The 12,781-nt window shown below is 50.2% G+C and carries 13 protein-coding genes; 5 read left to right on the top strand and 8 right to left on the bottom strand.

The genetic code is table 11. From position 1 onward, the window contains the following. Positions 1-273: 273 nt before the first annotated feature. The 4 genes from DW720_RS12325 to DW720_RS12310 are packed head-to-tail and all read left to right on the top strand — an operon-like array spanning position 274 to position 4,688. On the top strand, positions 274-807 hold the full coding sequence (locus tag DW720_RS12325; protein ID WP_022358843.1) for a helix-turn-helix domain-containing protein: 534 nt from the start codon (positions 274-276) through the stop codon (positions 805-807). Between the two features lie 36 nt (positions 808-843). Then, on the top strand, positions 844-1,920 hold the full coding sequence (gene potA / locus DW720_RS12320) for a spermidine/putrescine ABC transporter ATP-binding protein (protein WP_118523643.1): 1,077 nt from the start codon (positions 844-846) through the stop codon (positions 1,918-1,920). A gap of 18 nt (positions 1,921-1,938) precedes the next feature. After that, a complete protein-coding gene (locus DW720_RS12315) occupies positions 1,939-2,760 on the top strand; it encodes an ABC transporter permease (RefSeq protein WP_118523644.1) in 822 nt (273 codons plus the stop codon). Beyond that, positions 2,760-4,688, top strand: coding sequence for an extracellular solute-binding protein (locus DW720_RS12310; protein WP_118749704.1), 1,929 nt, complete (start codon positions 2,760-2,762; stop codon positions 4,686-4,688). Before DW720_RS12315 ends, DW720_RS12310 begins: the two co-directional genes overlap by 1 nt. Before the next feature lie 82 nt (positions 4,689-4,770). Here the strand turns inward: DW720_RS12310 and DW720_RS15760 are convergent, their stop codons facing one another. Then, a complete protein-coding gene (locus tag DW720_RS15760; protein ID WP_181986255.1) occupies positions 4,771-4,911 on the bottom strand; it encodes a hypothetical protein in 141 nt (46 codons plus the stop codon). Between the two features lie 111 nt (positions 4,912-5,022). Here DW720_RS15760 and DW720_RS12300 point away from each other — a divergent pair, with 111 nt between their 5' ends. Next, positions 5,023-5,454 carry a NifB/NifX family molybdenum-iron cluster-binding protein gene (locus tag DW720_RS12300; RefSeq protein WP_117796726.1) on the top strand — a complete coding sequence of 144 codons (432 nt, stop codon included), beginning with the start codon at positions 5,023-5,025 and terminating at the stop codon, positions 5,452-5,454. Positions 5,455-5,505: 51 nt separating this feature from the next. Here the strand turns inward: DW720_RS12300 and trmL are convergent, their stop codons facing one another. The 7 genes from trmL to DW720_RS12265 form a co-directional block, all read right to left on the bottom strand. Continuing rightward, the gene (gene trmL, locus DW720_RS12295) at positions 5,506-6,000 is read right to left on the bottom strand and encodes a tRNA (uridine(34)/cytosine(34)/5-carboxymethylaminomethyluridine(34)-2'-O)-methyltransferase TrmL (protein ID WP_022358848.1); all 495 of its coding nucleotides are present in this window, start codon (positions 5,998-6,000) and stop codon (positions 5,506-5,508) included. Next, complete coding sequence (locus DW720_RS12290) at positions 5,994-7,169, bottom strand: aminotransferase class I/II-fold pyridoxal phosphate-dependent enzyme (RefSeq protein ID WP_118492791.1); 1,176 nt, start codon at positions 7,167-7,169, stop codon at positions 5,994-5,996. The genes trmL and DW720_RS12290 overlap by 7 nt, the downstream gene beginning before the upstream one ends. After that, entirely contained in the window at positions 7,166-7,648 is a 483-nt protein-coding gene (locus tag DW720_RS12285) for an Lrp/AsnC family transcriptional regulator (RefSeq protein WP_022358850.1), read from the bottom strand. The genes DW720_RS12290 and DW720_RS12285 overlap by 4 nt, the downstream gene beginning before the upstream one ends. A gap of 14 nt (positions 7,649-7,662) precedes the next feature. Further along, the gene (locus DW720_RS12280; RefSeq protein ID WP_243015256.1) at positions 7,663-8,280 is read right to left on the bottom strand and encodes an AIR synthase-related protein; all 618 of its coding nucleotides are present in this window, start codon (positions 8,278-8,280) and stop codon (positions 7,663-7,665) included. Between the two features lie 115 nt (positions 8,281-8,395). Further along, the gene (locus tag DW720_RS12275) at positions 8,396-9,913 is read right to left on the bottom strand and encodes a VanW family protein (RefSeq protein WP_243017806.1); all 1,518 of its coding nucleotides are present in this window, start codon (positions 9,911-9,913) and stop codon (positions 8,396-8,398) included. A gap of 127 nt (positions 9,914-10,040) precedes the next feature. Then, the gene (locus DW720_RS12270) at positions 10,041-10,766 is read right to left on the bottom strand and encodes a 3'-5' exonuclease (RefSeq protein WP_118749703.1); all 726 of its coding nucleotides are present in this window, start codon (positions 10,764-10,766) and stop codon (positions 10,041-10,043) included. Positions 10,767-10,957: 191 nt separating this feature from the next. Continuing rightward, positions 10,958-12,781, bottom strand: a complete 1,824-nt coding sequence (locus DW720_RS12265) for a B12-binding domain-containing radical SAM protein (protein WP_118743201.1) — start codon at positions 12,779-12,781, stop codon at positions 10,958-10,960.

Genomic DNA, 12,781 nt, shown 5'->3' with positions numbered 1-12,781 from the left:
TTTCCCGTTTTTTTCCTTGACACCTTCCCCACATTCTGTATAATAGATACTCGGAAGCAAGTTTATTATTTCTAAACAAAAAGATTAATTTTACATTCATTTTAGAATTTCTAAACTTTCATCTTACTTTTGCATGTTTCTAAAAAACGCCGGACGGATGGTTTTCCCACCCGGTTTTTATAAAAAAGAATGTGCCCTGGCGCATCCTCGCGGAGCGTTTTTTGTTTTATAGGACGCAATTTCCTATGAAACCAGGAAAGGAGGTTCCCTCTGTTGAGTATAGGAGGAAAATTAAAGGAACTGCGAATTTTAAAGGGTCTGACGCAGGAAGAGCTGGCTGACCGCGCAGAGCTTTCGAAGGGATTTATCTCCCAGGTAGAGCGCGATCTGACCTCCCCGTCCATCGCTACTTTGATGGATATTCTCCAGTGTCTCGGCACAACCATAGGGGAGTTTTTCAACGAGGCTCCGGAAGAGCAGATTGTATTTGAAAAAAACGACTATTTTATCAAGGAAGATCCGGAACTGAAAAATGAGATTCAGTGGATCATCCCGAACGCCCAGAAGAACACGATGGAACCGATCCGCCTGACACTCGGTGCCGGCGGCTCCACCTATCCGGACAGCCCGCATGAGGGTGAGGAATTTGGCTACGTTCTTTCCGGCAGCATCCTGATTCATCTGGGGAACCGGACGTACAAAGCCAAAAAGGGCGAATCTTTTTACTATACGAGCGACAAGACGCATTACCTTGAAAGCCGCTCCGGCGCGACGATCCTCTGGGTCAGCTCGCCGCCAAGTTTCTAATACTACACATTATTTTACTATTTACGGAGGAAACGCATGAGCCAGCCATTAATCGATTTACAGCATATCTCGAAACGCTTTGACGACACCCTGGTCCTGGATGACTTGAGCCTTTCAGTAAAGGAAAATTCCTTTGTAACGCTCTTAGGCCCCAGCGGCTGCGGCAAGACAACCACGCTCCGCATCATCGGCGGATTTGAATCTCCAAATACAGGAAAAGTAATTTTCGGCGGCGAAGATATTACCAAACTTCCGCCAAACAAGCGCCAGCTAAACACCGTATTCCAGAAATATGCACTGTTTCCGCATATGAGCATCGCAGATAATATCGCATTTGGACTAAAAATTAAAAACAAATCAAAAGCATATATTGATGATAAAATTAAGTACGCTTTAAAGCTTGTAAACTTAAACGGCTTTGAGCACCGCAGCATTGACTCTCTAAGCGGCGGTCAGCAGCAGCGTATCGCCATTGCGCGCGCGATTGTCAACGAGCCGAAGGTTCTGCTTCTCGATGAGCCGCTCGGTGCCCTAGATTTAAAACTGCGCCAGGACATGCAGTACGAGCTGATCCGTCTGAAAAATGAGCTTGGCATCACTTTTATCTATGTTACCCACGATCAGGAAGAGGCATTGACGATGTCCGATACCATCGTTGTCATGAACCAGGGTTATATCCAGCAGATGGGTTCCCCGGAACAGATCTACAACGAGCCGGAAAACGCATTCGTTGCCGACTTCATCGGCGAGAGCAACATCGTGGACGGTCTGATGATCCACGACGAGCTGGTTGAAATCTTCGGCGCGAAATTTGCCTGCGTTGATAAAGGCTTTGGAAATAATCAGCCGGTTGACGTTGTCATCCGCCCGGAGGACATTGACCTCGTAAAACCAGAGGAAGGCACGCTGCAGGGCGTTGTCACCCACCTGATTTTCAAAGGCGTCCACTATGAGATGGAGGTCACCACCCCGGACGGCTATGAGTGGCTGGTTCACAGCACGGATATGTTCCCGGTCGGCGAGAAGGTCGGCATCCATGTAGATCCGTTTGACATCCAGATCATGAACAAGCCGGCGTCAGAGGACGAGGAAGCTGTGGGCGTCAATGAATAGAAAGGAGTCGGACTTAGCATGAAATCAAACGTGAAACGGCTCTTCGCCGGTCCTTATATTCTCTGGATGATCGGTTTTACCATCATCCCGCTCCTGCTGATCGTATACTACGGTCTGACGACCAAAAGCGGGACATTTACACTGGCAAATGTCTGTTCCATCGCAACCCCGGAACATTTAAAAGCACTGCTTTTATCTCTGGGACTGTCCTTGGCCGCAACTGCCATCTGCCTCCTCTTGTCCTATCCGCTGGCATTGGTACTGCGCCGCCGCGGCATTGGGGCAGGAAGCTTTATGGTATTCGTCTTCATCCTTCCGATGTGGATGAATTTCCTGCTCCGCACCCTCGCGTGGCAGACGCTTCTGGAGAAAAATGGCGTCATCAATGGCATTCTTTCCTTTCTCCATCTGCCAAATATCGCCATCATCAATACACCGTGGGCGATCATTCTGGGTATGGTATACAACTTCCTGCCTTTCATGATTCTACCAATTTATAATGTGCTGGCAAAAATCGACGATAATACCATCAACGCCGCCAAAGACCTGGGGGCAAACAATTTCCAGACACTCATTCACATCTGGATTCCGCTCAGCATCCCGGGCATCATCAGCGGCATTACCATGGTATTTGTCCCGGCGCTGACGACCTTCGTTATCTCCAGTCTCTTAGGCGGCAGCAAGATCCTGCTTATCGGAAATGTCATCGAGCAGGAGTTCACCAAGGGAAGCAACTGGCACTTAGGTTCCGGTCTCTCGCTGGTTCTGATGATTTTCATTTTACTGAGTATGGCGCTCATCGCCAAATACGATAAAGAAGGGGAGGGCAATGCGTTCTGATGAAACATAACCGCTTAAAACAGTTTTTCCAGGACTTTTACCTGGCGCTCATCCTGCTCTTTTTATACATCCCGATCGTGACCATGATCGTTTTGTCCTTTAACAACACAAAATCGAGAACCGTCTGGGGCGGTTTTACCACCCGCTGGTATACGCAGATGTTCCAGGATTCCGCCATCATGAATGCCTTAAACAATACGCTGCTCATCGCGTTTGCGTCGGCTCTGATCGCGACCGTCATCGGCACGATCGCCGCCATCGGCATCAACAGCATGAAACGGATTCCGCGCACCATCGTCATGGGAATCAACAACATCCCGATGCTGAACTCCGACATCGTAACCGGTATCTCCCTGATGCTGGCATTTATCGCGTTCGGTATCTCTCTCGGATTTAAAACCGTGCTGATCGCGCACATCACATTTAACATTCCATATGTGATATTAAGTGTCATGCCGAAACTCAAGCAGACGAACCGGTACACCTACGAAGCCGCTCTGGATCTCGGCGCCAGCCCGCTGTATGCCTTCTTCAAGGTCGTATTTCCGGACATCGTCCCGGGTATCCTCTCCGGCTTTTTGATGGCATTTACGATGTCCCTCGATGATTTTATCATTACGCACTTTACAAGAGGTGCCGGTATGGATACCTTATCCACCCTGATCTACAGCCAAGTGCGCCGAGGCATCCAGCCGACGATGTACGCCCTGTCCACGCTGATTTTCGTGGCAGTCCTGGTGCTCCTGGTGATCACCAACTTTGCCCCGGAGAAAAAATCCACCGGCAATGCGACTATGATTGACACAGAGACCATCAAGCGCCGCAAACGCAACAACCAGATCAAGAACGGCGTTCTGGGACTTGCCTGCACGCTGATTCTGCTTGTCGTTGGTGTCAGCACCTACAGCCGCTACACCACGACTCATTCAAACGAACTGTACGTCTACAATGCAGGCGAATATATTGATCCGAACCTGATTGAGGAATTTGAACAGGAAACCGGAATCAAGGTTACCTACGACGTATTTGAGACACTGGAAGAAATGTATCCGGTCATCGAAGCCGGCGGCGTCAACTACGATGTAGTCTGCCCATCCGACTACATGATTCAGAAAATGAAGGAAAATGACCTGCTTGCCGAACTCAACTTTGACAACATTCCAAATGTCAAAAACATTGACCCGCAGTACATGGAAATGTCCAAGCAGTTCGACCCGGAAAACAAATATTCCGTGCCATACACCTGGGGAACCGTCGGTATTCTTTATAATACGAAGCTCATCGAAGAAAAAGGACTTCCGGTTCCGACCAAATGGTCCGATCTCTGGAATCCGGCTTATAAAGGCGAGATCCTGATGCAGGACAGCGTCCGCGATGCCTTCATGGTAGCGCTCAAAAAAGACGGCTTCTCTGCCAACTCGACCGACGAAACCGAACTCCAGCAGGCAAAGCAGGATCTGATTGACCAAAAACCGCTCATACAGGCTTACGTCATCGATCAGGTACGTGACAAGATGATCGGCGGCGAGGCAGCCATCGGCGTCATCTACTCCGGCGAGATCATGTACATCCAGGATGAGGTAGCCGCACAGAACCTCCCATTCTCCCTGGAATATGTAATCCCGGAAGAGGGAACCAACGTCTGGCTCGATTCCTGGGTAGTTCCGAAAAATGCGAAAAATAAGGAAAACGCAGAAAAATGGATCAATTTTCTCTGCCGCCCGGATGTCGCAGTCAAAAACTTTGAGTACATTACCTACGCGACGCCAAACAAGGCAGCCAAGGAAATGCTGGACGAAGAAATCCAGAACAACAAAGCCGTCTTCCCAGATGCGAAGCAGCTGAAAAACTGCGAGGTTTACCGGTATCTTGGGGATGAGGCGGACGAGCTTTATAATAGTTTGTGGAAAGAAGTTAAGTCGGATTAAGGGACTTGCTGCTTCAAATCATAATTGTAAAAAAGAGTCAACAGAAGTGCATTCTGCTGGCTCTCTTTTTCTATCAAAGATATTATACTTCCAATGCCGCTTTTAAGTCTTCCATACTGGAATATCTCGGTGCATTTGGATCTTTTACAATCGTTCTTCCTTCTTCGATTGCTATCAGTAACGCATCCTTCTTTTCATTCTTCTCAATATTTACTTCATCCATACAAGCCACCTACATATATGTCTATTATATATTTTTTCATAAATAACATATACATTTATATTGATTTTTCAATTCTAAGCGCTATACTATCTCTAAAAAAGGAGGTCACTCATGAAAATTGCAGTCCCTTATGAAAACGGAGAAATCTGCTCCCACCTGGCTCAGGTGAAAGAATTTTTAATTTTTGATGTAGTTGACGATGAGATTATTTCCACCAAAACCGTGAAACAGACCTATGCAAACGATCCCGGCGCGCTGGTCGAGTTTCTGAAAAAAGAAAATACTGCCGTTCTCCTCTGCGACGCCCTTCCGATCCCGATGATGATCGCCCTGCGCGAAACCAGCATTCAGGTTCTCGGCGGCGCCAAAGGCGCTCCTAAAGACCGCATCGAAGACTTCTTAAACGGAATGCTTCACTTTGACCGGAGCGGAAATAACGGACCATCCTGCGGCGTCCACCTGCCGGACAACAATAAAAATGGCACTGACTCCGACGCCGAATGCGACGGAAATATCAGTGCCTGTGGGACTTGGTGCCACTAATTCCTGTTTCATCTGAGACGTTGATGACGCACGTGTGGGACAGAATCCACCTTATTTCCACTGGAGGTGATGCAGATGCCCCTCCGTATTCATCTTCTCAAACCCATTCTGCCGCAGCGCCTCATACAGAATGATCGCCACCGAGTTTGACAGATTCAGAGAACGCGTCTCACCCCACATCGGGATGCGGACGCAGCGCTCCGGGTCTTCGATCAGGAGTTCTTCAGGGATGCCGCGGCTTTCCGGTCCGAACATGATATAGCAGTCCGGATCGTAGTGAACGTCCGTATACACCTGCGTCGTCTTCGTGGTCGCCATATACGGGCGCGCGCCCGGATTCTTCTCCAGAAAATCTTTAAAATCGCTGTAAACTGTCACGTCCAGATGTGGCCAGTAATCAAGACCCGCTCTTTTTACCATTTTATCATTCAATTTAAAACCGAGAGGCTCGATCAGATGAAGCCGCGTGTTCGTTGCCACGCAGCTTCGTCCTATATTTCCTGTATTCATCGGCATCTCCGGTTCATAGAGTACAATATTTAACATTTCTTCTCTCCATCCAGCCGTGCCACAAACCGCTTGATGCGCTCGATCGCCTTCTGCAGATCCTCCAGCGAATACGCATAGGAAACACGCAGATAGCCCTCGCCGCAGTCTCCAAACGCGGTGCCCGGCACAAGCGCCAGCTTCTCTTCCTGTAACAGGCGGTTTGCGAATTCATCCGAGGTCATGCCAAACCGTTTGATGCACGGGAACATATAAAATGCTCCATACGGCTCGAAACAGTCCATGCCGAGCCCCCGGAACTCTCTCAAAAGATAGCGGCGGCGCTCATCGTAGGCTTTCTTCATGCGGGCAATGTCCTCATCGCCATTCCGCAGGGCGTCAACCGCTGCATACTGGCTGGTGGTCGGCGCACACATAATCGCAAACTGATGGATTTTCAGCATCTGTTTTAAGATAAGCGCTGGAGCCGCCGCATAGCCGAGACGCCACCCGGTCATCGCATATGCCTTGGAAAATCCGTTGATCAACACCGTGCGGTCACGCATCCCGGAAATCTCCGCGATGGAAACGTGCTTGCCACTGTAGGTCAGCTCGGAATAAATTTCATCACTCAGCACAAACAGATCCTTCTCCTCAATCACCTTCGCGATCGCCTCCAGATCGGTGCGGTTCATGATCGCGCCCGTTGGATTGTTCGGGAATGGAAGAATCAGCACCTTTGTTTTCGGTGTGATTTTCTCCAGCAGCTTCTCCGGCGTCAAACGGAACTCATCCTTCTCCTCCAGCTCGATAATGACCGGCGTACCGCCCGCCAGCACCGTACACGGCACATAGGAAACGTAACTCGGCTGCGGAATCAGAACCTCATCGCCCGGATTGAGCATCGCGCGCAGGGCGATATCAATCGCCTCGCTGCCGCCGACCGTTACCATCACTTCTGTATTCGGATCATACTCAAGGCGCTGACGACGTTTCAGATAATGGCAGATCTCCTGGCGCAGTTCCTTTAAACCAGAGTTCGACGTATAGAAGGTACGTCCTTTTTCCAGCGAATAAATGCCCTCCTCGCGGATATGCCACGGTGTATCAAAATCCGGTTCGCCCACGCCCAGGGAGATCGCGCCCTTCATCTCGCTGACAACGTCAAAAAACTTCCGGATTCCGGACGGCGGAATATTTACAATCGTATCTGATAATGGGTTTCTCACGGAACAATCAACATCCTTTCATCCTGAGGACCGTCGCAGAGAACGGTACCATGGTCTTTGTATTTTTTAAGAATAAAATGGGTCGCGGTACTCAGCACAGAATCGATCGTGGAAAGCTTTTCTGCCACGAACTGTGCAACTGCACGCATGGTTTTCGCCTCGATCATAACGGTAAAATCATAGCCGCCGGACATCAGGTATACCGAAGTCACCTCGCTGTACTGATAGATTCTCTCGGCAATCTTGTCAAAGCCCATCTCGCGCTGCGGCGTTACCTTTACTTCGATCAGTGCAATGACCTTCTCCTCATCTGTATTATCCCAGTTAATCAGGGTATGGTAACCGCAGATGATATGTTCATTTTCCATTTCGGCGATCTCCGCCGCGACCGCAGCTTCATTCTCCCCGAGTAAATCCGCCAGCTCTTTGACGCTGATGCGGCTGTTTTTTTCAATGACCGCTAAAATTCTCTCTCTCACTTTACTACCTCCTGTTAATGGGATTTTGGTAAGTCTTTCATTTTATCTATCTCATCCGGTTTTGGCCGGTCAAGAAAGCTATGTACTTCGCCGCTGTAAATCTCGCGTCCGATCGCTGTGCGCGTCCGACCGATGAGCGCCGCCGGAATGCCCTCTCTCTCCAGATTCTTTAGCAGTTTCGGACCGCTAGACGCCGTCAGCAGAATGCAGCCCTGGGACTGTAAACGGTATGGATTGAGGTCAAATACCTCGCAGACCTCCACCGTCTCCTGGCGGATCGGAAGTTTCCTAAGATCCATCTCAAATCCGAGTCCGAATCCATCAAAAAAATGCCACAGCGCTGCCATGACGCCGCCCCCGCCCGCCGGATACCACGCAGATGCGCCGAGACGGGTCAGCACTTTCCGCTCTTTATGTGCAGCAAATGCCTCCAGAAGCGGAGACGGATTCCATTTCTCATAGAGATTCTGGCATTCTCTCACATACCGTGCAGAAAATCGGTTCAAAAGCGCCGCCTCGCCGCTTTTTGCCGCCATCGAGGTACCAAGAAGCGCGGTGTAACCGACCGCCAGAAGATCCTGCTCGGCTTTCATCTCCCCGTATGCCTCGAAAATTTCATCTTTTATGTTCATTCTGATTCCTTTCCCAGCTTCACATTCAAGTACAGTAATTTTCTGCGTTTACCACGCCATGTTACCACAAATCTCTGCTCTCATACCATCACTATATATGATCCGATATAAGCTATCACTCCATCGGCGGCGCTGCTTCCTGCGCCGGACCGGCTGGTCCCTGCGGCTGTGCCGGGGTCGGCTCCTGTGCTGCCGGTGCTTCCGTCGGTGCCGGAACCGGATTTTCCGGCTGTGGCGTCTCAGGCTGCGGTGTCTCAGGCTGCGGTCCAGCCGGAACCGCCGGTGCCGCAGCTGCAACGGCCGGACCTACACGGTAGATTGCCTTCGATGCCATATAGGTATCCGTCTGCAGCAAGGTTTTCTCCGTCTCCACGCCGTCCACGTAGACGTATTTCCAGAGCCGTGACTGCAGCCCATAGTGCGCCGACTGTTCCTTCACCCTCGCACCCGGCTTCAAAGATGCGTCCACCTTTGTGATCGGCTCGCCCGGATCCTTCTTCGACAGTGTCTCCGAAACGTATTTGATCGTCCGGTTTGCCGGCCGTGTCTCTTTTCCATATATCGTAAATGAAATAGTCCCGCCGTTCACTGCCCCTTCCATATAGATCGGGGTATCGTATGGATTTTTAAATTTCAGATCCTTATAAGTACCCGCGATCGCCGAATCCTGCGATGCCGGAACGTAAGTAACAATCATCGAATGATTCTGGCGCTGGGTGATATCCATCTCCGCCAGAAGCGCTGCATTGTAGAGCGTCGTGCAGATCTGGCAGGCGCCACCGCCGACCGTATCGACTACCTGACCGTTCGCATAGGAACCTGCCGATGCATAGCCATTTTCCACCGTAAATGGGGTCAGCCATGTATAAGCCGAAAATTCTTCTCCCGGCATCAGAACCGTGCCGTTGATCTTCGCCGCACCGTTCCGCAGATTCTTGGAACGCGACACATTTCCCGGGTTGAATCCGGTACTGAATGTTCCAAGTGCATCCTGAATCGTAGATAATGCCTCTGTCGTGCGGGTCGGCTCTGCATTTTTGACTGTTGCATCCACCGAAACCGGTTCCGAAAGACCGCCCGCGAGCGCCTCATTCAGTGCTTTTGTCGTCGCATCTATGTCCACTTCCTGTCCCGCCGAAGACTGGCTGACCTGAAAGACTCCATTTTCATGCGTGATCACAGCGTCCTGCGGCGCTGTCGTAAATTCCGCGCACCGGGTCTGCACAAACTCGGCAACCTTCGCTTCATCGACCGCTGTCTCAATCTGCAGATCCACGCCGGACTGCTCTAATTCCTTCTGATTCAGATACCGGCGCAGAAGATTTCCGCCGGAAAGTTTCTCCACTTCCTCATCAATCTCGTTCTGGTTGACCCAGGAAAATCCCAGCTCCGCCGCCGTCGTCTGAACCTCATGACCTTCTACCCGGATCGAAATGGTCTGATTTTCCATCTCCCCGATCGATTTCTCAATCGTCTGATCCGCCTCTTCCCGTGTCATCCCGGAAAGATCAAACCCACCGACCTGAAAGCCCGTGGGAATCGTCCCCGCTGACGCGGTGCCCGTACCGGCTATAAGCAGTCCCATCACTGCCGCACCGCATACGCCTGCCATCCAATTTCTTTTTTTCATCATCTACCGAACCTTTACATCATAAGACCTGCCAAAATGGTTCCCGCTACCATCGCTACTACTACGATTATAATAACAACCGCTGATACGATCTGGCGTGTTTTCTGATTTGAAAATTTAAACATATCTCTCACCTCTTCTGCATTCTGCCATGCTGCGCGATAATCTGATCCGTAAGTCTCGAAATCTCATTTTTCGAAAGCGAATCAATCTGCGCAGATAAATTTATTCTATGATATTTTAGTAATTCCCGCAAGACTTCTTTTTGCTTTTTTGACGCGGGCTGTTCGCGTTTTACCTTGTAAATCAAAGGCTGCGGTGCAAACACCTCCGGCACTTCCAGAAAATACCTGTTTTTAAGCTCCTGATACAGATGGTGCGCCGCCAGCGCATCCGAAAGCGCCCGATGGCTCTCGCCCGGATCCACCGTAAAATACCGGCACGCGGCTGCCAGATTCTTTTTTTCCTCCTCTGGCATAAAATGGCGGCAGATTTTCAAGGTATCAAGCCCCGCATGCTCAAATGTATACTTCCGGTTGACCGCCGCCCGCTTGAGAAAGCTGAAATCAAAGATAACATGATGCCCCAGAAGCGGCAGCTCCCCGCAGAATGCCAGAAGTTCCGGCAAAACTGTATCCAGCACCGGCGCATCCTTCAAATCATCGTCACAGATTCCCGTCAGCTCCCGGATGCGCGCATCCAGTTCCCGCTCCGGGTTGACAAACGTCGAATACGTCTGCACCACGGTTCTATCTTCCACCCGAGCCGCGCCAATCTCGATGATCCGCTCGGTTTTGGGATTTAACCCTGTTGTCTCCAGGTCAATCGCTATATAAGAATTGTCTGTTTTTTCCATTTTATTTATCCATCGTAACTGTTCAGTACCTTCACAGTCACGCGCAGTAAATGCACAGACCTACTGAACAGTTTACTATCCATCTAATTTAAAATATGGCTGTCTTACATTTCTTCCCATTCTCAGGTGTTCAGACTGCCGCCATACGCAATTTCTTTTTCCTGTCTCTCTCTAGAAAATCCCATTTCTCACTATATTTCATCCTGGGAAATGGAAAATGCCGCCGCATTGCCAAACAGAGCATCCCGGTTTTTGTAATCAAACAGCACAAAGCTTCCGTCTTCCATCCGCTCTAAATGCGCCATTTTCGCCATCTGCCTGGAATCGTATGCCTCGTAGCCCTTCAAATAACGGCGTTCCTTCGCCTCGCGCATGAAAAACTGCTTCGTCTCGTTCTTCCACTCCGACGGATCCGGGGCAAAGGATGGGCGGCTCTTGACGTTTTCGCGGAGGTAGAGGTCATACATTAAAAGATCCTGATAGGATGTCTCATCGATAGAAAAAATTTCTGCCTGCTTCCTCCATTTCTGAATGAACCTGTATAAAATCTCATACCGCGCCAGCCGGTTATGGCTCACTCCATTCAGTCCCTCTTCCTCATAAAATGCCGCCAGGCGGTCATACAAATCAAACGCATCGCCCCATTCCTGCGACAGGCATTTCATCGTGCAGCGGAACTGCCCGCTGTTGTAATAGACCTCGACCATCTCTTCCACACCCTTGAGACGGATCACCTCTTCATAGGAAAGCCAGTTGGTTCTAAGCACCTCATACGGCGGCTTGCTCTGACTGAGCAGACCGTATTTCTGCTTCCTTTCTTCCATATAGGAACCTTTCAGCACCTTCAGAAAGCCAAGCTGAAGCTGTTCCGGCTCCATTTTGTATACATCGTTGAAGGAACGATGAAAGCTCTCGATATCCTCATACGGAAGCCCCGCAATCAGGTCGAGATGCTGATGGATGTTGCCAAAGGTGTTGACCTGCGCCACACGGCGCGCCACCTTGTCTAGATCCATCGTCCTCCGGATCTCCTTCACAACCACCAGGTTCGTCGTCTGCACACCGATTTCCAGCTGAATCAGCCCCGGACGCATCTGTTTCATCAGCGCCAGCTCGTCATCATCCAGAAGATCCGATGAAATTTCAAAATGGAAGTTAGTAATTCCATTATCGTGTTCCAGCAAATACTGCCAGATCGCCATCGAATGGCTCTTTTTGCAGTTAAACGTCCGGTCTACGAACTTTACCTGCGGCACCCTCCGGTCAAGAAAAAACTGCAGTTCCTTCGTCACCAGCGAAAGGCTGCGGAACCGCACTTTTTTATCAATCGAGGACAGACAGTAACTACAGGAAAATGGACATCCACGGCTGCTCTCATAGTAGATAATGCGGTGTTCCAGCCCGCTTAAATCTCCGTAGGAAAATGGAATGTCGTCCAGATTCATGAGCGGCGCCGGACGATGGACCTCGATGGTGCCATCCGAACGGCGTAGGACAATGCCTGGGAGCTCTGAAAAACAAACCTCCGTCCCGCACTCACACGCCTCCACCAACCGCGTAAAGGTCTCCTCGCCTTCGCCCTGCATGATCAGCTCGACCTCCGGCAGCTCATCCATCAGGTGAACCGCGTCATAGGAAGCCTCCGGACCTCCCATCCAGATGCGGACCTGCGGAAGAACCTTTTTCAAATCGTGGATCAGTTCCTTCACGTAAACGATATTCCAGATATAACAGGAAAATCCCACCACATCCGGTTTTCTCCGGTAAATATCCTGCAGAATCTGATCCATCTGGTGGTTGATGGTGTACTCGCCGAGATCGATCTGGATTTCCGACACGGTTTTCGTTCGATTCGCGCCTTCTGCTGCCTCCGAAACCATTTCCATTCCAACAGCCGCCCCCTGCTCATCCTTCTGTCCCAGCCCCAGCCGCTCCATCGCATACCGTCTCAGGCTGTAAATTCCCAGATTTGAATGTATATATTTGGCATTAATCGCCGCCAATAAGTACCGCAT

Source organism: Clostridium sp. AM27-28 (assembly GCF_003480955.1).
Taxonomy (GTDB): domain Bacteria; phylum Bacillota; class Clostridia; order Lachnospirales; family Lachnospiraceae; genus Otoolea; species Otoolea fessa.
This window is presented reverse-complemented; position numbering and strand designations above follow the sequence as displayed.